Raw genomic sequence first — 17,086 nt, 5'->3', positions numbered from 1 at the left:
CAGCTATGCCGAAGCGCTCTGGTGAGAGGCTTCGGCACCACTTAAAAAAGTGACATTTTCTCGGACGAGTTAGGGTGACATTTTCTCAGAAGTTTGACATACACATCTTCGTACACCTTCTTCGTACGCATCTTCGCACATTTGTCGCTCATCGTTCACCGTTCGTTTCTTTCGCCGTTCCCGTTCCGATCGCTTGTTCATACGCTGTACGATCAGCGCCCGGAACATTCGCATTTGTTGTTACAGGCGCCAAGGTTATTCGTACGGGGAGGAACTTCTCTTGATTCGATGGAGACACCCTCGGGACGATCGCGGTATCGTCGAGCTTGTCCGCACGCAGCTCGTGCCGATTTCACCCTGGCAGCATCCGAGAGACAGTCGGCTTTATTCCGAGATTACGCGGCGCATTCGCAAAGGCGCCACCTTGGTTGCCTCCGAGTCCCGCAGAAGTACGCCATTCGGTTTTCTTCATATGGAATTTCGCTCCGACACGCTGTTCATCGACCTGCTCGCCGTCGATTCTTCCCATCAGAACAGACACTGGGGCAGCGAACTTATGCAAAGCGCCGAACAATACGGTCGCAAAAAAGGATGCCGCATATCACGCGTATTCGTCGACGAAGACAATGGACGTGCGCTGCGGTTCTATCAGAGACTCGGTTATGGTGGAGTTCGCTGGATCCAGTCGCTGAAAGTGATCGAACTTGCAAAAATGCTTTGATCGCTCGTACAGCGACAAACGGCGGCCGCCGCCTCCATGGGTGACAGCCGCCTCTGTTTTTTCGCTTGAGCGCACCTACTCTCAGTACCCTAGACTTGTCCAATCGCGCGAATGCCCAATTATTTCCATCTGCGCTTCGTCATCACCACCAACCGCCGTAGCCGCCGCCATAGCCGTAACCGTCATATCCTCCGCCCCAGCCAAATCCATCGTCTATCGTGCCAACCGCGAGCAGATCGAACAAAACGAGTGGAATAATCGCTTTCGTTTGCACTTTCTTGCCTTTTGCAGGCTCAACGATGAGCCGGTTGCCTTGAATCCGGACAAGCTTGCCCGAAACGATGGAACCATCTTTGCGCATTGCTTTGATTTCTTTTCCCACGAGTTGGTTGACTTGGGAACGCGTAATTTTCGCCATCTTACAACACTCCTTCCTCGGTGCTTGCAATTTCCAACGGAATGCGAACGGCGAAGCAACCATTTAGAACACCAACAATTGTCTTCCCGTTGTCCAATAGCGTATGACTTAAGAGCTTGTCGCGCTTGTACGCCTGTCCTTCGGACGTGGAAAATGGGGCTTGCGGGTAAAGGTACTGGCGTGTAAGATGCTAGTGAAAGCGATGAGTGAATTGAAGATACGATGGGCTAATAACCGAATACAAGAAAAACGATCGCGAAGCACGCGTCGTTCGTCCCAGTGGGGCGGGCGGCGCTTATTTATTTTTCCGGGAGGCGACCGATTTGGTTATGAAGAAAGCTTCAACTGGGGCATTTGAAACTTTGTACGAGGAATGGTTGAAGCGGCAATTGCGCGGCTGCAGCGGAGAACGGAGAAGGATACTTGCTTCCGGGCTCAAGCACGCTTCGAAAGCATTCCTCACTTCTGTGTGGTGGCCTGCCTTCAGTCACTTCAACGGCTTATCGCCTGAGTGTGAGGTCAAAGATTTTAAGGATGGTTTTCGTTACATCGACTTTGTATGGACACTGCCCGGAGCGATGATTGCAATCGAAATCGACGGCTACGGCCCGCACTGGCGCAACATCGACCGCTGGAAATTCGCCGATCACCTGTTCCGCCAAAATCATCTCATCCTTGATGACTGGAAAGTCATCCGATTATCTTACGACGATATCATCGAGCATCCGAGGAAATGCCAACAACTTTTTCTGCATGTGCTAGGGAAATGGGGCCTGGGCTATCGCTTGAGCGATGCGGCTGCCAACATTCCAGATCCGGTCGACCGAGCAATAATGGACTTCGCCTCACGTACTAGCACCCCATTCTCTCCAGCGCAAGCCGCTAAAGCGCTCGGATGGAAACCAGTTACGATTGCAAGGCATATGAATCGCTTGGCATTGGCAGGGTTGCTTCTTTCAGCCAGGCCAGGTGTGAAAAGAATCCGCAAATACATCCTCGCTCCGGCCAAGTGATTAGCTAGTCGGAAGTTAGGGATTCGGTAATGTGGGGCATTAGCTTTTTTAATACTTTATCAGGGGCATGTGGTGGTCCAGGGGGGGGAGCGTTAGCGTCTTTGAGTACGTTATCGGGTCTGTGAAGCGGTCAATGGGTCACGTTAGCGTCTTTGAGTACTTTATCGAGCGTGCCGGGGCGGTCGTTAGGACGGTTTGCGTCTTTGAGTACGTTATCGGGCCTGCGAAGCGATCAATTGGATGCATTAGCGTCTTTGAGTGCTTTATCAGGGACACTTGACGGTCGATGGGGGGGCATTAGCATCTTTGAGTACTTTATCGAGCGTGCCGGGGTGGTCGCTGGGGGCGTTTGAGCCGCCTGCGCAGATAGCAAAAAGCCCCGGTTGCCCGTGGCTTTTCTGCATGTAGAAGCCTTAATCGGCCTCTTACGCGTTGATTTTTTCTTTAGCTGCGCCAGCAAGCGAGTTGAACGCACCGATGTCGTTAACTGCGAGGTCAGCGAGCATTTTGCGGTTCACTTCGATGCCAGCCAGTTTCAAGCCATGCATCAGTTTGCTGTAGCTCAGGCCGTTCTGGCGAGCAGCAGCGTTAATACGCACGATCCACAATTTGCGGAAGTTCCGCTTCGTCTGACGACGGTCGCGGTATGCGTACATCAAGGATTTCATTACTTGTTCTTTAGCTTTCTTAAACAGGCGATGTTTCGCGCCCCAGTAACCTTTTGCCAACTTCAACATTCTATTGCGACGACGGCGCGTGACGAATCCGCCTTTGACTCTTGCCATGATTCATTACCTCCCGGAAGTGTTCGTATACGTAATAACGAATGTTATTTCAGGTTTGCGAGTTGTTGTTGCAGACGACGAACGTCGCCTTGAGCCATCAATGGCTGACCGGACAATACGCGTTTCGCGCGGCCGGATTTGTGGGAGAGCAAGTGGTTTTTGTACGCTTTGAAGCGTTTGACTTTACCTGTTCCCGTAATTTTGAAACGATCTTTCAAGCTGCTGTGCGTTTTCATCTTAGGCATGGAATATATCCTCCTGTCAGTGGGGTTTCGGAGCCAAAATCATAATCATGCTGCGGCCTTCGAGCTTAGGCATACGTTCAATAATACAGATATCGGTCACTTCGTTCGCGACACGCTCCAATATTTTCTGTCCGAGCTTGGCATGCGTAATTTCACGACCGCGGAACCGCACGGAGCATTTCACCTTGTCGCCATCTTTCAGAAATTTCACGACGTTGCGGAATTTCGTTTGATAATCGTTTTCCTCAATGTTCGCACGAAACCAAACTTCTTTCAGATCGACGATTTTCTGATTCTTCCGAGCTTCCTTTTCCTTCTTCTGCTGCTCATAACGGAACTTGCCGTAGTCCATAATGCGGCACACCGGCGGTTTCGCCTGCGGCGCTACGTTGACCAAGTCAAGGTTCGCGTCAATCGCCATCTGCATCGCTTCACGGAAAGGTTTGATGCCGATCTGTTCGCCTTCGGGGCCGACCAAACGCACTTCTTTCGCCCGAATTTCATCGTTGATTTGATGGTCCTTGCTAATAATGTTCCACCTCCGTAATAAACTGCATGTTACGCTGCGCAAGGCAATAAAAAAATGCGGGTCTCAGAGACCCGCATCCTAGTCCTAACGTTATCGGCATACGGATTACCGGAGCATCCGCGCTCGTATCGTCGGCTACGCTAACCCGTCAGCCGAAGCCGATGAGGTGAGAAGCGGGTGCTTCTGCTTGCGCGTGCTGAAAATCGCTTTATCAGTCACAACGACCACTATAGCATGCCGCAATGACGAAGTCAATGAATGACATTACATTTGTTTGCCTTGCACTTCTTCAAGCCGCAGAACGCGCGTATGCTGCGTATGGCTCCACGTCTTGTTGTTCTGCGTGAAGAACGCATAGAACGTTATCGGCCACCAGGTGAAAAAGAAAATCGGGAACGTGATGAGCCTGAAGTACACTTTCCAATTCACCTTTTCCAGCAACATAGAAAGCGGTACTTGCAAGTAGATGTAGATGGAAATCGGAATAGCCAGCCAAGCCGGCGCGATCGAATAAATCGAATCGAAATGCGGCTCGCCAGGAAGCATGAGATCGAACCAGAGCGTCGCCGTAATCAAAAATCCGATCAGGAAGTTGTACGCATTAAACACGTACATCGCTGCGTCGATCTTCACCAGACTGCGTTCTTTGATGCCTTGCCAGAGAAGCGGCAGCATGTAACGGCGGGTTACGTCAAAATGACCTTGCATCCAGCGAAGCCGCTGGCGGGAGGAAGCTCTGAACGTGATTGGCTTCTCGTCGTACACACGGGCATCATAGTTAAATTTCGGATAAATATCGCGCTGAATGCAGCGGATCGTAAACTCGAGATCCTCGACGAGGCTGGTCGCACCCCATCCCATTTCTTTAAGCAACTTCGTCTCGAAGCACATGCCCGTGCCGCCGAGGAAGTTGGATAAACCCAAATTATAACGCGGCATTTGCCACAGACGGTTGCAGAACCAGTAGTTGATGCCGTTCGCCGCGCTGACCCAGGAATCGTGCGGATTTTTCGTATCCAGATAACCTTGGATAACCCGGTAGCCGTTGCACAGATCTTCATTCATGTATTGCAGGAAGTTCGTCGCAACCAGATTGTCGGCATCGAACATGACAATCGCGTCGTATTGACGAGGATGCTTCCACAGCTTGGCCAGCATCCACTCAATCGCGTAACCTTTGCCCCGCTCGTTCGGATTCGTCCGCTCGCAGGCGTGCACGCCCGGATACTGACGCACGACATCGGCGGTGCCATCCGTGCAATTGTCGCAGATGACAAATACGTCATACAGCTCGCGAGGATAATCCATTTTCAGCAAATTGTCGACGAGTGCGCCAACGACTGCTTCCTCGTTGTGCGCGGCGACAAGCAGCGCGAACGATTTGGTCGGCTTGTGCGTAATCCGCTCCCGTTTGCGGTACCAACCGAAAAAAGACAAAACAACCTGGTATGCCCCGATGATAAAAAACACCACCTGCACGACCAATAGAAACTCATTAAACATATTCAGTTGTACCCCCTAGATCCCTTTTTCTTTTTCTCTGTCTCTTTTTTGTTTCTTTGTTCAGAAAAGTGTTATGAAAACGACTTTCTTGATTTTCAGTTTTTTGGCCGCTTTTGTCAAAGGTCTATTCTCCCATAATCGCGCTTGGCGGTCGGCATGGGCGGATATTCGGCTGACATTGCGCCAGAACGTGGCTATTGCTGCGTCTTTACTCCATTTTGCTTCGATTTTACGGCATTTAAGGAAACTTTTATCTGTCTTTAAGGTTTCTCACAATGCCGCGCTTCGCACGCCGACTTCTTCCTCCAGACTCATCTTCAGCCCTCGAAAAATTTCGTCCCAAGAACGTCCTCTCGCATATCTGAGGCCAGCTTCGGACAGCAGTTCTCTCATCGCGCGACCGCTGCTCAGTCGCTCCAGCGCTTCCGCAAAAGCCGCTGCGTCACCTGGCGGACAGAGCAGTCCGTTCACGCCGTGCCGAATCGTATCAGGAACCGCTCCGCCTGCGGCGCCGATGACTGGCAGCCCGCACGCCATCGCTTCGAGCACGACGTTACCGAACGTCTCCGTTGCGGAAGGGAACAGCAACGTATCGGAAGCCGCCATCCACAACCGCAAATTTTCTTGGGCAATCGGACCCAGAAATCGGGCTTGAATGCCCTTTGCAGTCGCCAGTTCCTTTAACTCCGCAGCAGACGGCCCGTCTCCGGCGGCGACAAACGTAATGTCGGCACCTCTGCCCGCGAGCAAGGCGACCGCCTCTACCGCAACCTCGGGATCTTTCTCCGGCGCAATTCTCCCGGCGTACAGAGCGACGAATGTCTCTGTTGAGATCCCGAGTTCCCTTCGCAGAACCGCTCGGTTATCGTGCGGGCGAAAACGCTTCGTATCGACGCCTCTTCCCCAAATTTCGAGACGATTCCAGCCAGCCCTACGACATTCTTCGAGCACTGAATTCGACGGCACATAGATCTTTTGGCATGGTCGATGGAACCAGTGCAAATATCTCCATAGAAGTTTACCCAACCACTGGAGATTGTAATACGGCAAATATCGCGCGAAATGCGTATGATGCGACGCAACGAGCGGAATGCCGTGTTTGACCGCGAGATGGCGTCCGACGACCCCTGTGCCGAACGGTGTCGCGACATGGATTGCGGTCGGCCTGAACTTGAGCAGCTTGCGTTCGGCATCCGCAGAAAGGGGAACGGCGAGCCGACATTCGGGGTACAGAAAAAACGGCATGCTCATCAATCTTTCCGTCGCCTCCGACATCGTCTTCTCGCGCCGCGGCCTCGAAGGAGCGAAGACGAGACATTCGTGACCTTGCGCGCGCAAGTATGTCACCCACCTTTCCAACGTCTTCGCGACTCCGTTGATCTCGGGGGCATACGTATCGGTGAAAAGCGCCAACCGCAATTTCTCCATGGTCACCCTCCTATTCGTTTGCCACCATTATAAGGAACTGACGTTAACGGAAGATCATCTCGTCGTTAATACTCCGCTGACATTGACCTTATAAGATGAGATAAGAGTTAAACAGCCGAAAGGAAGTGGGTTCATGAGCCGAATTTACCGTATGCTCCAAGAAGTTGAACGCCCGCTGTTCATGTATGTGAATATTCGTTGGAACCGTTCTGCATTGAATTGGGTCTTCCATATATTGTCTCTCATCGCAGGCGCGACGTTCAGCCTGAGCTTCTCTTTGGTAGCCGGGCTGTTCGCACCCGACCGCTGGAGCCATGCCGGCTGGGTAGCGCTTGCCGCCGTCGCCGTCAGCCATATCCCGGTCGCGATCGCCAAGCGCAGCGCCCCCCGTCTTCGCCCTTATCAAGTGTTCCCGCATACGAACACGAACCGTAAACCGTTGAAGGATCCTTCGTTCCCGTCCGGCCATACGACGGCTGCCTTCGCGATGCTAACGCCATGGATGCTCGTTCAGCCGATGCTCATTCCGATTCTGCTTCCCGTCGGGATCGGCGTCGCGCTTTCCCGCGTATACTTCGGGCTCCATTTCCCTAGCGACACTGTCGCAGGCGCGTTGCTCGGAAGCACGACAGCGATTGCTTTATCGATGTGGATGTAACATGCGGCCAAATGCGAAAAGTTGAGCGATTAACGGCGCGTGACGACGCTATTTCGGCCAGGTGCTAGTCCCATTAAATAAGGGCTGTCCCATAAGTCATCAACGATGACCTACAGGATAGCCCCTGTTTCTATGCAAGCCTATGCGTTTATTCTTTCGAAACCCGATCCGCCTCATAATTTCTCATAGGCCCTCTGCGCGCCTGCTCTTCGAGCGAACCTGCGACTTCGCGGCGATGTTCCGCTTGAACGACCTTGCCGACGACTGACTCCAACCGATAGATCGGCATCCCCCGGCCGACAAACTTCGCTTCGTACTCAGTGAGCACCAGATCGTCCCTCAGTCCCTCACGGTGTAAGTCGAGGGAAATGTTTCGCATCTGGAATTCCGTGTCCGAGAAGCTGTTCAAAGAAAATTCGAACAAACTGAGCGAATCCGTTTTGAAGTGGATCTCGCCCCTCTCGCTTAACACTTCCTTATACTTCAGCAGAAACTTCGGATGGGTCAGTCGGCGCTTGGCGTGCTTCGCCTTAGGCCAAGGATCGCTGAAGTTCAAGTAGATGCGCTCGAGCTCGCCCGGCTCGAACATTTTGTCCAGAAACTCCACGTTACCCCTCACCAGCGCCAAATTCGGCACTTCGTCTGAGCCTTTCTCCTCCAACCAGAGTTTACGGGCTTTCTCGCTCCCACGCTTTAACAATTCGTCATACATATCCATGCCGATATAGTTGATATGCGGATTGTTCACGCTATGTCTGCTGATGAACTGGCCTTTTCCCATACCGCACTCGATATGAATCGGATTTTCGTTGCCAAAAAACTCGTGCCACCTTCCCCGCATCTCCTGAGGGTCTAAAACAACGAGATCGGCCTGTTTTTCCAAACTCTCCCTGATGTTCTTTTTACCGCGAAGCCGCATGCTCCAGTCCTCCCACAACGCTTGTCGCTTGTCGTCAATGACTTCTATTGTGCCGAAAGTCTCGTCCATTGTAAAGAGAAGCCGCACGCCCGTCTGAAGTTCGATGGATATACGTTCCGCTAACCGGACAAAATAGGGAACAAGCAAATCGCTACGAGACAGGAGGGGTCTTCAGATGAAAATAAAACCAGCTTTGTATATCGCGCTCGTTACATGCGCTTCGGTCGTAATGCTGAGTGCTTGCGGCAGCAATAAAAACAATAACAACACCTCACCTTCCCCGGTCGCAAGCTCGTCCGGCGCCGCAGGAGGCGGGGCTACAAAGAACATTACGATTACCGCAGCCAACTGGGAATTCGATCAGCCCGAGATCAAAGTCAAAAAAGGCGATACGATCAACTTGACGCTTACGAATAAGCAAGGCGTGCACGGCATCGAAATCACTGATTTCGGCGTAAAGATCAAAAACGGCGAAACGAAATCGTTCACCGTCGACAAAGCAGGCACATTCGAATACCACTGCAACATTCAATGCGGTCAAGGCCACGACAATATGACGGGCAACATTATCGTCGAATAAGCAGCTTATATCAAGACAAAAGCCCGCCGGCACTGGCGGGCTCTTCGTTTGTTCTCAGAGCTTATGCAATCGGGAGTTCGTTATAAGGGGATGTCCCATAGGCTGTGAAAGACTAAGGGACATTCCCTTTTTGTGAGCAACGGACTACAGCATGGCTCTCCCGAGAGTGAGATGTTCGACTTTTTCGAGCAACTACCTGCCGCTAGCCTCTACCGAGGGTGAGATGTTCGACTTTGTCGAGCAACTGCTTGCAGGGAGTGAGACAGCCCCCTGAATTCAACTCTTGAATTACTTGGCTGCATGAACGTTGCCATTGTTCGCCTGACCCGCGCTGCCTTGTGTTTTATCTCCGCCCAGAGCGAATACATGGACTTTCGGCTTCGTGCCGCCGGAAGTAAATGTCAAATATTGTTTGCCGTTCGCCGTAAAGAACGATGGGGCAGCCTGGATATTGTCGCCGGCCGTCTGAAACGTCCAAAGCACTTTGCCGGTTTTAATTTCCATGGCATTGATTTTGCCGTCCAGTTCGCCGAAGAACGCAAGACCGGCATCGGTGCTCGACAAGCCGCCCCGCATCATGTCTTTCGTTTTATTCTGATACACTTGTTTGCCGGTGTTCACGTCAATCGCCGTAATCGTGCCGAAAGGAACGACGTCCGTCGGCGTTTCACCGAGCGCCGTACCGAACGCCCATGCGCCGTTAAACTGCTTGTTAAACGCTTCGTCCTGATTTTTCGCGCTTTTCAGCACGGACGGATACTCAATGCCCGGAATGAGCACGTAGTTCGATGCCGGATCATACGTCTCAGGCGCATAGTTCTCTCCGCCAAGCACGCCCGGGTAGACGAGAACACCTTCCGGCGTCGGCTTCGGATGAGAAATTTTCGCGAACGGAACGCCGTCCCATACCACTTTGCCCGTCGCTGCGTCCCATGCCCACCATTGTCCGGACTTGCCGCCTTCCACGACGACCTTTTGCTGTTTGCCGTTGACGTTCGCTTTGAGAATCATCGGCGACGCAGCCGCATCATAGTCCCACAGGTCATGGCTGATTTCTTGCTTCGACCAGACGAGCTTACCTGTCGCGCTATCAACCGCTACGACCGAGTCCGTGTGCGGGTTCGCGCCCGGACGGCCTTCCCCATAGAAATCCGGTGACGGGTTGCCGACCGCGAAGTACATGATGCCCGTCTCTTCGTCGATCGCGACCGGGTTCCAGACGGCGCCGCCGCCTTGGTATTTACTCTTGGCGAGCCAATCTTGGCCCTTCGGAGGGACCGTCCAAAATGGCGCATCCCAGGCAGGCGTCAGATCGCTCGCTTTATAGGCTGCCACGAAGCCGCGCACGCCGTTGTCGCCGCCGCTGCTTCCAATATAAATATTGCCTTTGTAATAGATCGGCGCCGTCGTTTCGTAATATCCGTTCTCGACCGTTACGCCTTCGATGGAATCGGCAAGATTAACGTCCTTCACAAGCGCGCCCGTATTCTGATCCAGCGCGATGATGTGGTTGTTAACCGTCAGCATAAACACTTTGCCTTCGCCGACCGCTACGCCCCGGTTGGCGATGATGCCAGCTTTGCTGAAGTCTTTCGCCAATGCCGCGTCCGGTTTCCAGTGCCATTTCAATTTGCCTGTTACACCGTCAAACGCGAACACCTGATTGCCGGCAGTCGTCACGAAGATGACGCCGTCGACGACGACCGGATACGATTGGTTACCGTTCTTCACGTCGGCATCTAGCGTCTTCAGATCAGCCGTCCATACGAGGCCGAGATCGCCGACATTATCGGCCGTTACTTCCTTAAACGGAACGTGACGCGTATTGCCGAGATCGTACCCGTACGTCGGGAAGTTCTCAAACGTTGTCGCGGACGGCGAAGACGGCGCTGACGCCGATGGAGAGGCTGCGGGCGTTGTAGCGGATGGTGATGGAGAAGCATTGTTGTTCTTGTTGGTCGAACAAGCGGTTAGCGCAAGAAGCGCAGACAACGTCGCTCCGGTTATAGCCGTTCTTTTGTTCAAAATCTTCAACTCCTCTGTGTCGTTACTCGGTCTGTGCGGCTCAAGTCATGACCATAGAGTTGGCAAAATCATCGTGGAATAATCGTGAAAATGCGAAATGTTTACATGACAAAAAGAACGCGAGCGCCGTCCGCGTTCACGTCCTTTTCGTATCGCTTCATCTATGCTGTAATCGTTTATATAGTGGCTTTGCGAAGAAGCGCATAAGTCACGGCTACGTATACGAGCGTTAGTCCGAGCAGCGTCCCCGTCACTTGCATCAGCGTTGCTCCGCCAAGCCAATCGAACAGCGCCGTCCACTTCTCATAATAGGTGATCAAATATGCAGCAACAGTCATGGCGAGCGTAATCACAGCGAAGAAGAGCAGCATGACGTTACGGCCGAATCTGCGAAAGATGCTTGAGATCAAGAAACCGGAGAAAAAGATATTCGTCATCGAGCAAAAGAAGAATAGAACTGTCACCGGCAAAGCACCGTCACTGATACTCGGCAAGCTGAAGAAATGAAGCCCTACGCCCCAGCCATCCGTTTGCCGCTCAATCCAGGCGAGTAATGTCAGAATAACGGAGGAACTTGCCGCAATGATGGCAATGGCCGTTGCCGTTCCAATGAAGAAATCTTTGCGTCTTGCGCCGAACCCGATAATGAACGAATAAGTCTGACTCACGCTGGCAATCCCGAGAACGAATACGTAAACAAAGATCGAGGCAAGACCTCCAGTCGTAAAACCTTCCCCTGATGCCCCGGCGAGCAGCAAGTTGACAACAAAGCTGCTGAACAGGATGACCCAAGGCAACGCGATCCACGACCAGATGTCCGCAAAATGAGTCTTTACGATTCCGAACGATTTGCTCATTTCGATACTCCTTTCTCTTGGCCTACTTTGGCATTCGTCATATAGACAATCATCTGCTGCAGCGATACCGGCGTAATTTCCAAACCGAACTCAGCCGCCCTCCGGCGGTCTCGTTCGCTGAGTTCTCCCAAAACCGTCGCAGTTCCGAGGCTGCCTAACGGTTCGCGATGAATCACTTCTTTACCTTCCAACAACAATTCCAGTTTCTGCAAGCTGCCGACGATTGTCGACGCCCTTCCTCTGAGCGCATCTGCCTCTTCATCAAGCAAAACACGGCCCTTATCGACGACGATGACATGTTCGAGCATTTGGCTTACTTCGTCAATCAGGTGAGTCGACAGTACGATTGTTCGCGGGTGCTCCGCGTAATCTTCAAGCAAGCGATTGTAGAACAGACTGCGGGCAACGGCATCCAAACCTAAGTACGGCTCATCGAAAAACGTAAGCGGAGCGCGGCTGGCGAGTCCAACGATAATACCGACCGAAGATAACATGCCGCGAGACAATTTCTTCATTTTGCGCTTAAGCGGCAGTCGAAATTCTTCGACGAGTTGGTTCGCGAATGCCGCATCCCAATTCGGGTAAAACAACTTCGCCACGTTTAACACGTCGGCAACGCGGAATGTATCCGGATACTTCTGACTCTCTTTAATGAAGCAAATCCGATTAAGCACCCCGGCGTTCTCGTATGGTTCCTCGCCGAACACGCGAATTTTGCCTTCCGTAGGAAACATTTGGGCTGTAATCATATGCATGATCGTCGTCTTTCCGGCGCCGTTGCGTCCGAGCAGCCCGTATATTTTCCCCTCTTCCAGCTTTAAGTTGACGGCATCCACCGCTTTCGTCTTGCCGTATGTTTTCGTTAATCCTGTAAGTTCTACGATCGTGTTCATTGGCCCGTCTCCTTCCTTCTGATCATATCCGTTAATTGATCCGCCGTAATTCCGAGTTTCTCCGCCTCTCGCACCATTGCGACGACGTACTGCTCATAGAACCGCTCCTTGCGGTTTTCCACGATCTTCTCCCGGACGCCGGAAGCCACGAACATGCCGATTCCTCTTTTCTTGTAAAGAATTTGTTGATCAACGAGAAGATTGACGCCCTTCAACACCGTTGCGGGATTGATCTGGTAAAAGGCGGCAAACTGATTCGTAGAGGGCACTTGCGATTCCTCGGGCAACACGCCTTCGAGAATATCGTTCTCGATCCGTTCCGCGATTTGTTGGAAAATGGGGCGGCTGTCGTCCATCGTAAAACTCATCGTCTCACCACCATGTTATTCGGTTAGTTACTCATGTAATTAACTATACAACCAATCATCCTCCTCGTCAAGCCCGTTTTAAACACATAAAAGCCGGCTCCCTGAAGGAACCGGCCTGTATCATCGTGTGTCCGACGAACGTCAATTCATTGTTCTATGTTCTTCGATATACTGATCTTCGATCAAATGATTCAATTTCTTCTTGGCGGATATTTCGATGTCATGGTTGTTGTGGAACTTGATTCCCGCTAACGCCATCGCTTCCTTCAGCGTCAGTTCCAGCTTAATCGTCTCGTCTCCTTGAGGAATGCGGACGTTCGTGTTCATCATCACATTCACCTCTCCAATCCATTAATAGTTGGCGGTTGGCTTGCCTGTCTATTTGGGTCGATGTAAGGTTTGTTTGTTGGTTTGACGCACTTTTAATATAACACTTCATGTTAGGTTTTTCAAGAGGAAACGCTTTCCCCTTCGCCCGATTTTCGATGTTTGTTTCGTATCGGTCAGGCTCCGATCGATCTGCCTCAATGATAAAATCGGCATCTTCTCGCAATTTCGATCGATTTTCGCTACAATTATACCGACTTCGTTAAAGGACGGATGCATCAATGGAAACAATAGCTGCAAATGATCAATCTCCTGCATTTTGGGCGGACAAAAGATTTCACACCTGGAATTATGAAATGCGGGAGAAGTTCGGAAATAAAGTGTTCAAAGTGATGCTCGACGCCGGCTTCACATGCCCGAACCGGGACGGTTCGATCGCGGCCGGGGGCTGTACGTTCTGCAGCACAAGAGGCTCAGGCGACTTCGCCGGCAGCAGACGCGACGATCTCGTCTCTCAGTTCAACCATATTCGCGACAGGCAACATCTCAAATGGCCCGAAGCGAAATATATCGGATACTTCCAGGCTTATACGAATACTTACGCCCCGGTGGAAACGCTTCGCGAATACTATGAAACGATTCTCGAGCAACCTGGCGTCGTCGGCCTCTCGATCGCCACTCGCCCGGACTGTCTGCCGGACGACGTTGTCGACTATTTGGCCGAGTTGAACGAGCGAACCTATTTATGGATCGAGATGGGATTGCAGACGATTCACGAATCGACGTCCGAGCTCATCAACCGCGCGCATGACACTGCTTGTTTCGTCGACGCAGTCACTAGGCTCCGCGCACGCGGCATTCGCGTCTGCGCCCATATTATCCATGGTCTCCCCGGAGAAACACGGGAAATGATGCTCGATACGGTGCAAGCAGTCGCGGGTATGGATGTACAAGGCATCAAAATTCACCTGCTCCATCTCATGCGCAAGACGCCGATGGTGCGCCAGTGGCGGGAAGGCTTGCTACGGTTTCTCGATCAGGACGAATACGTGTCCCTCGTCGTCGATTCCTTGGAGCTACTGCCTCCGGACATGATCGTTCATCGGCTTACCGGCGATGCCCCGCGCGACTTGCTCATCGGGCCGATGTGGAGCTTGCGTAAGTGGGAAGTGCTGAACGCCATCGATGCGGAGCTCGTCCGTAGAAACAGTTGGCAAGGAAAAGCCTGGAGGGGCGTATAAAATGGGTTTTCTATCCGTCCTGACGCAAGCGCAGCGCTGGATCGCCGAGCGCGTTCGTTCGGGTGATGCAGTCGTTGACGCGACCGCCGGCAACGGCTCGGACACGTTGTTCCTTGCGCGTACGGTCGGCTCTGGCGGCATCGTGTACGCTTTTGACGTGCAGGAGCAGGCACTGGCAAGCACCCGCGCAAGGCTGGAAGCGTCCGATCCGAAAACAGGCGGGAAGCTGCCTGAAGTTCATCTCATGCACGCGGGCCATGAGCGAATGGCTGAATTGATACCGCAGCCTCTTCGCGGCAATCTTGCCGCGGTGATGTTTAATCTCGGTTATTTGCCGGGCGCGGAGTCTCCGATTATTACGCAACCGGACAGCACGCTCGCGGCGCTAAATACGGCGCTTGACCTGCTTCGCCCAAATGGCATTGCGACCGTTGTCGTCTACCCCGGCCACGAAGGCGGTCGTGAAGAATCAGACGCGGTGCTCTCATGGGCTGCCGCAGTTCCGCAAACTGTCGCGCAAGCGGCTCTGTACCGTTTTCCGCAGAAAGACGCTTCTCCTTATTTGATCGCTCTTATTAAGAAATAGGAGGTTATATCCGAATGGCAGTACGCAAACTCGAGCATGTAGGCGTTATCGTTCAGTCTTTGGAGATATCGATTCCTTTTTACGAGAACGTTATCGGATTGAAACATCTGGAGACGCTCGTCCATACGAACGGCGTCATCCGCCTGGCGTTCATGGCATTCGACTCGTCATCCGAGACGGAAGTCGAGCTGATCGAAGGGTATACCGGCGACGTGAAGCGCGAAGGGCGCGTTCATCACCTGGCATTCACAGTCGACGACATTGAAGAGGAATTCGCCCGGGCGAAAGAGCTTTCGCTCATCGGGCTCGACGAAGGGATCACGATGCTCCCGAATGGAAGCCGCTACTTCTTCTTCCAGGGGCCGGACGGCGAAGCGATCGAATTTTTCCAAACAACAAGAGGAGGCAACAAATAAAATGAGCACGAACAACGCGATTCAACCGTATCCGCTTCATTTCAAGCCTGATTTCCAAGAGAGAGTGTGGGGAGGGCGCGCGCTGGAGAAATTCGGCTACGACGTGCCGGCGGGCGCGATCGGGGAAGGCTGGATGATCGCTGATCACCCGAACGGCGTCTCTCATGTGACGAACGGCGCATTCGCAGGCAAAGGGCTGGACGACATTCGCAAGCTCGTCGGCGAGGAATGGTTTGGCGCGAAAGGCAAAATTTCCGGCAACGGACGATTCCCTCTTCTCGTTAAATTGCTCGATTGCAATGACGACTTATCTGTCCAAGTTCATCCAAACGATCATTACGATCGGCTTCCGAAGGGGGAACTCGGCAAGACGGAAATGTGGTACGTGCTTGAAGCCAAGCCGGACGCCAAAATCATCTACGGCCTGAAGCCGGGCGTCGACCGCACTGCTATGGCCGCAGCGATCGAGCAAGGCCGGATTATGGATACGTTGCAGGAAGTGCCGGTCAAAGCAGGCGATACGTTCTACATTCCGGCCGGAACGGTTCATGCGCTATGCGCGGGTGTCGTCGTCGCGGAAATTCAGCAGAACTCGGACACGACCTATCGTCTTTACGACTATGATCGTCCGGGACTAGACGGCAAACCTCGCGCGCTCCATATCGAAGATTCCTTAAACGTAACGGCATACGAGAACGCCGGAGCGGCTCGCATGGACACAAGCGGAGCGAAACCCGGCGAATGGCTGAAGCTCGCTGAATCCCCGTATTTCAAGACGGACAAAGGCGTCGTGAACGGCCCTTGGTCGCTGTCGACTTCCCCGGACAGCTTCGTCATCGTTATCGTGTGCGAAGGATCCGGCAGCATCGGCTGGGCAAGCGGGCTTGTTGATGCTAAAGCAGGCGATTGCTTCCTGCTTCCTGCCACGCTCGGCAGTTATACGCTGGATGGCTCGATGACCGTACTGCGAAGCCTCGTTCCTTGATTCGGCAGGATTCGCGCCTTTTCCGTCGAATCATGTACGTGAGTAACCAGCCAGACATCGGATAACGGAAAGGGTGAATCGGCGTGCGGCAAGGATTGACTTACGTAGGTTTAGGGGTCGCCGTGTGGGCGGTTCCGACATTGTTTTTCCTTCTGTTCGGCAAATGGGTCATGCTTGAGGTAGGTGAGCCGTACTTCGGAACTTCGCTGTTCCTGCTCGAAATGCTGTCGTTCCTTCTGCTTATCGGCCTTGCGCTCTTCGTCAGATTGCGCTTGATCCCGGAACGCGGAGCGGCGACTCGCTTCGGCTTCATCGCGACAGTCGTCGGCTTGCTGTTGAACACGTTCGCTGAATGGTATCGCAACTCGGTGTTCCCTTCATTTACGGAAGGGCAGCATCACGGCTACTCCGTATGGGTTACACTGGCTTACGCGCTAACGCTTGTCGTTCCTGCGGCCGTCGATCGACTGGTCAAAGAGCCTGCAACGGCGCAGCCCGCTGAAAAAGCGGAATTGCCGGTTGAGCAATCTGCCGACCAAGGTGAGCAAGATCGTAACGCCGAAGCGCCATCGGAATAGCTGATTGATAG

At 52.8% G+C, this 17,086-nt stretch carries 21 protein-coding genes and 1 other annotated feature; of the genes, 9 read left to right on the top strand and 12 right to left on the bottom strand.

What is annotated here, in order from left to right; translation table 11 throughout:
- The first annotated feature begins 280 nt into the window (after positions 1-280).
- A complete protein-coding gene (locus ACFPOF_RS02540) occupies positions 281-721 on the top strand; it encodes a GNAT family N-acetyltransferase (RefSeq protein ID WP_378129307.1) in 441 nt (146 codons plus the stop codon).
- A 142-nt stretch (positions 722-863) separates the two neighbouring features.
- Here the strand turns inward: ACFPOF_RS02540 and ACFPOF_RS02535 are convergent, their stop codons facing one another.
- The gene (locus ACFPOF_RS02535; protein ID WP_378129305.1) at positions 864-1,139 is read right to left on the bottom strand and encodes a hypothetical protein; all 276 of its coding nucleotides are present in this window, start codon (positions 1,137-1,139) and stop codon (positions 864-866) included.
- A 323-nt stretch (positions 1,140-1,462) separates the two neighbouring features.
- Between ACFPOF_RS02535 and ACFPOF_RS02530 the strand changes: the two genes are divergently transcribed.
- Complete coding sequence (locus ACFPOF_RS02530; RefSeq protein WP_378129303.1) at positions 1,463-2,152, top strand: DNA-binding response regulator; 690 nt, start codon at positions 1,463-1,465, stop codon at positions 2,150-2,152.
- A 425-nt stretch (positions 2,153-2,577) separates the two neighbouring features.
- On the opposite strand, the gene rplT is transcribed toward ACFPOF_RS02530, so the two are convergent.
- The 5 genes from rplT to ACFPOF_RS02505 all read right to left on the bottom strand — a co-directional run bounded on the left by rplT (position 2,578) and on the right by ACFPOF_RS02505 (position 6,642).
- On the bottom strand, positions 2,578-2,937 hold the full coding sequence (gene rplT / locus ACFPOF_RS02525; RefSeq protein ID WP_378129301.1) for a 50S ribosomal protein L20: 360 nt from the start codon (positions 2,935-2,937) through the stop codon (positions 2,578-2,580).
- Between the two features lie 44 nt (positions 2,938-2,981).
- Positions 2,982-3,182 (bottom strand): 50S ribosomal protein L35, encoded by a 201-nt coding sequence (gene rpmI, locus ACFPOF_RS02520; protein WP_378129299.1) that lies wholly within the window; start codon positions 3,180-3,182, stop codon positions 2,982-2,984.
- A gap of 16 nt (positions 3,183-3,198) precedes the next feature.
- The gene (gene infC, locus ACFPOF_RS02515) at positions 3,199-3,693 is read right to left on the bottom strand and encodes a translation initiation factor IF-3 (protein WP_378129320.1); all 495 of its coding nucleotides are present in this window, start codon (positions 3,691-3,693) and stop codon (positions 3,199-3,201) included.
- A 60-nt stretch (positions 3,694-3,753) separates the two neighbouring features.
- Positions 3,754-3,906, bottom strand: a sequence feature (ribosomal protein L20 leader region).
- A 69-nt stretch (positions 3,907-3,975) separates the two neighbouring features.
- On the bottom strand, positions 3,976-5,214 hold the full coding sequence (locus ACFPOF_RS02510; RefSeq protein ID WP_378129297.1) for a glycosyltransferase family 2 protein: 1,239 nt from the start codon (positions 5,212-5,214) through the stop codon (positions 3,976-3,978).
- Between the two features lie 270 nt (positions 5,215-5,484).
- Positions 5,485-6,642: a glycosyltransferase family 4 protein gene (locus tag ACFPOF_RS02505; RefSeq protein WP_378129295.1), complete on the bottom strand. Its 1,158-nt coding sequence runs from the start codon at positions 6,640-6,642 to the stop codon at positions 5,485-5,487.
- 133 nt (positions 6,643-6,775) lie between these two features.
- On the opposite strand from ACFPOF_RS02505, the gene ACFPOF_RS02500 reads away from it, so the two are divergent.
- On the top strand, positions 6,776-7,300 hold the full coding sequence (locus ACFPOF_RS02500) for a phosphatase PAP2 family protein (protein WP_378129293.1): 525 nt from the start codon (positions 6,776-6,778) through the stop codon (positions 7,298-7,300).
- Between the two features lie 148 nt (positions 7,301-7,448).
- Here the strand turns inward: ACFPOF_RS02500 and trmB are convergent, their stop codons facing one another.
- Positions 7,449-8,219: a tRNA (guanosine(46)-N7)-methyltransferase TrmB gene (gene trmB, locus ACFPOF_RS02495; protein WP_378129291.1), complete on the bottom strand. Its 771-nt coding sequence runs from the start codon at positions 8,217-8,219 to the stop codon at positions 7,449-7,451.
- A 175-nt stretch (positions 8,220-8,394) separates the two neighbouring features.
- Between trmB and ACFPOF_RS02490 the strand changes: the two genes are divergently transcribed.
- Entirely contained in the window at positions 8,395-8,799 is a 405-nt protein-coding gene (locus tag ACFPOF_RS02490; RefSeq protein WP_378129289.1) for a cupredoxin domain-containing protein, read from the top strand.
- A gap of 288 nt (positions 8,800-9,087) precedes the next feature.
- On the opposite strand, the gene ACFPOF_RS02485 is transcribed toward ACFPOF_RS02490, so the two are convergent.
- The 5 genes from ACFPOF_RS02485 to ACFPOF_RS02465 form a co-directional block, all read right to left on the bottom strand.
- Positions 9,088-10,824, bottom strand: coding sequence for a pyrroloquinoline quinone-dependent dehydrogenase (locus ACFPOF_RS02485; protein ID WP_378129287.1), 1,737 nt, complete (start codon positions 10,822-10,824; stop codon positions 9,088-9,090).
- 176 nt (positions 10,825-11,000) lie between these two features.
- Positions 11,001-11,681: a hypothetical protein gene (locus tag ACFPOF_RS02480; RefSeq protein ID WP_378129285.1), complete on the bottom strand. Its 681-nt coding sequence runs from the start codon at positions 11,679-11,681 to the stop codon at positions 11,001-11,003.
- The gene (locus tag ACFPOF_RS02475) at positions 11,678-12,574 is read right to left on the bottom strand and encodes an ABC transporter ATP-binding protein (RefSeq protein WP_378129283.1); all 897 of its coding nucleotides are present in this window, start codon (positions 12,572-12,574) and stop codon (positions 11,678-11,680) included. The genes ACFPOF_RS02480 and ACFPOF_RS02475 overlap by 4 nt, the downstream gene beginning before the upstream one ends.
- Positions 12,571-12,942, bottom strand: coding sequence for a GntR family transcriptional regulator (locus ACFPOF_RS02470; RefSeq protein ID WP_378129281.1), 372 nt, complete (start codon positions 12,940-12,942; stop codon positions 12,571-12,573). The genes ACFPOF_RS02475 and ACFPOF_RS02470 overlap by 4 nt, the downstream gene beginning before the upstream one ends.
- Before the next feature lie 141 nt (positions 12,943-13,083).
- On the bottom strand, positions 13,084-13,272 hold the full coding sequence (locus ACFPOF_RS02465; RefSeq protein WP_378129279.1) for a hypothetical protein: 189 nt from the start codon (positions 13,270-13,272) through the stop codon (positions 13,084-13,086).
- A 278-nt stretch (positions 13,273-13,550) separates the two neighbouring features.
- Here ACFPOF_RS02465 and mnmL point away from each other — a divergent pair, with 278 nt between their 5' ends.
- The 5 genes from mnmL to ACFPOF_RS02440 all read left to right on the top strand — a co-directional run bounded on the left by mnmL (position 13,551) and on the right by ACFPOF_RS02440 (position 17,075).
- Positions 13,551-14,510, top strand: coding sequence for a tRNA modification radical SAM protein MnmL/YtqA (mnmL, locus tag ACFPOF_RS02460; RefSeq protein WP_378129277.1), 960 nt, complete (start codon positions 13,551-13,553; stop codon positions 14,508-14,510).
- 1 nt (position 14,511) lies between these two features.
- On the top strand, positions 14,512-15,096 hold the full coding sequence (mnmM, locus tag ACFPOF_RS02455) for a tRNA 5-(aminomethyl)-2-thiouridylate-methyltransferase MnmM (protein WP_378129275.1): 585 nt from the start codon (positions 14,512-14,514) through the stop codon (positions 15,094-15,096).
- A 14-nt stretch (positions 15,097-15,110) separates the two neighbouring features.
- Positions 15,111-15,512 carry a VOC family protein gene (locus tag ACFPOF_RS02450; protein WP_378129273.1) on the top strand — a complete coding sequence of 134 codons (402 nt, stop codon included), beginning with the start codon at positions 15,111-15,113 and terminating at the stop codon, positions 15,510-15,512.
- A gap of 1 nt (position 15,513) precedes the next feature.
- Positions 15,514-16,497, top strand: a complete 984-nt coding sequence (locus tag ACFPOF_RS02445; protein WP_378129271.1) for a type I phosphomannose isomerase catalytic subunit — start codon at positions 15,514-15,516, stop codon at positions 16,495-16,497.
- Between the two features lie 83 nt (positions 16,498-16,580).
- Entirely contained in the window at positions 16,581-17,075 is a 495-nt protein-coding gene (locus tag ACFPOF_RS02440; RefSeq protein WP_378129269.1) for a hypothetical protein, read from the top strand.
- Positions 17,076-17,086 lie beyond the last annotated feature (11 nt).

The organism is Cohnella soli (assembly GCF_042655525.1).
Taxonomy (GTDB): domain Bacteria; phylum Bacillota; class Bacilli; order Paenibacillales; family Paenibacillaceae; genus Cohnella; species Cohnella soli.
Note: the sequence above shows the minus strand (reverse complement) of the source record. Positions and strands in the feature narration are given on the sequence as shown.

What these genes read in the sequence shown, in the direction of transcription:
- rplT (WP_378129301.1), bottom strand. Translation starts at nt 2,937, where the DNA reads ATGGCAAGAGTCAAAGGCGGATTCGTCACGCGCCGTCGTCGCAATAGA.
- ACFPOF_RS02500 (WP_378129293.1), top strand. Translation starts at nt 6,776, where the DNA reads ATGAGCCGAATTTACCGTATGCTCCAAGAAGTTGAACGCCCGCTGTTC.
- ACFPOF_RS02505 (WP_378129295.1), bottom strand. Translation starts at nt 6,642, where the DNA reads ATGGAGAAATTGCGGTTGGCGCTTTTCACCGATACGTATGCCCCCGAG.
- rpmI (WP_378129299.1), bottom strand. Translation starts at nt 3,182, where the DNA reads ATGCCTAAGATGAAAACGCACAGCAGCTTGAAAGATCGTTTCAAAATT.
- ACFPOF_RS02510 (WP_378129297.1), bottom strand. Translation starts at nt 5,214, where the DNA reads ATGTTTAATGAGTTTCTATTGGTCGTGCAGGTGGTGTTTTTTATCATC.
- ACFPOF_RS02490 (WP_378129289.1), top strand. Translation starts at nt 8,395, where the DNA reads ATGAAAATAAAACCAGCTTTGTATATCGCGCTCGTTACATGCGCTTCG.
- mnmM (WP_378129275.1), top strand. Translation starts at nt 14,512, where the DNA reads ATGGGTTTTCTATCCGTCCTGACGCAAGCGCAGCGCTGGATCGCCGAG.
- ACFPOF_RS02470 (WP_378129281.1), bottom strand. Translation starts at nt 12,942, where the DNA reads ATGAGTTTTACGATGGACGACAGCCGCCCCATTTTCCAACAAATCGCG.
- ACFPOF_RS02480 (WP_378129285.1), bottom strand. Translation starts at nt 11,681, where the DNA reads ATGAGCAAATCGTTCGGAATCGTAAAGACTCATTTTGCGGACATCTGG.
- ACFPOF_RS02450 (WP_378129273.1), top strand. Translation starts at nt 15,111, where the DNA reads ATGGCAGTACGCAAACTCGAGCATGTAGGCGTTATCGTTCAGTCTTTG.
- ACFPOF_RS02465 (WP_378129279.1), bottom strand. Translation starts at nt 13,272, where the DNA reads ATGATGAACACGAACGTCCGCATTCCTCAAGGAGACGAGACGATTAAG.
- ACFPOF_RS02475 (WP_378129283.1), bottom strand. Translation starts at nt 12,574, where the DNA reads ATGAACACGATCGTAGAACTTACAGGATTAACGAAAACATACGGCAAG.
- ACFPOF_RS02445 (WP_378129271.1), top strand. Translation starts at nt 15,514, where the DNA reads ATGAGCACGAACAACGCGATTCAACCGTATCCGCTTCATTTCAAGCCT.
- ACFPOF_RS02535 (WP_378129305.1), bottom strand. Translation starts at nt 1,139, where the DNA reads ATGGCGAAAATTACGCGTTCCCAAGTCAACCAACTCGTGGGAAAAGAA.
- trmB (WP_378129291.1), bottom strand. Translation starts at nt 8,219, where the DNA reads ATGCGGCTTCGCGGTAAAAAGAACATCAGGGAGAGTTTGGAAAAACAG.
- mnmL (WP_378129277.1), top strand. Translation starts at nt 13,551, where the DNA reads ATGGAAACAATAGCTGCAAATGATCAATCTCCTGCATTTTGGGCGGAC.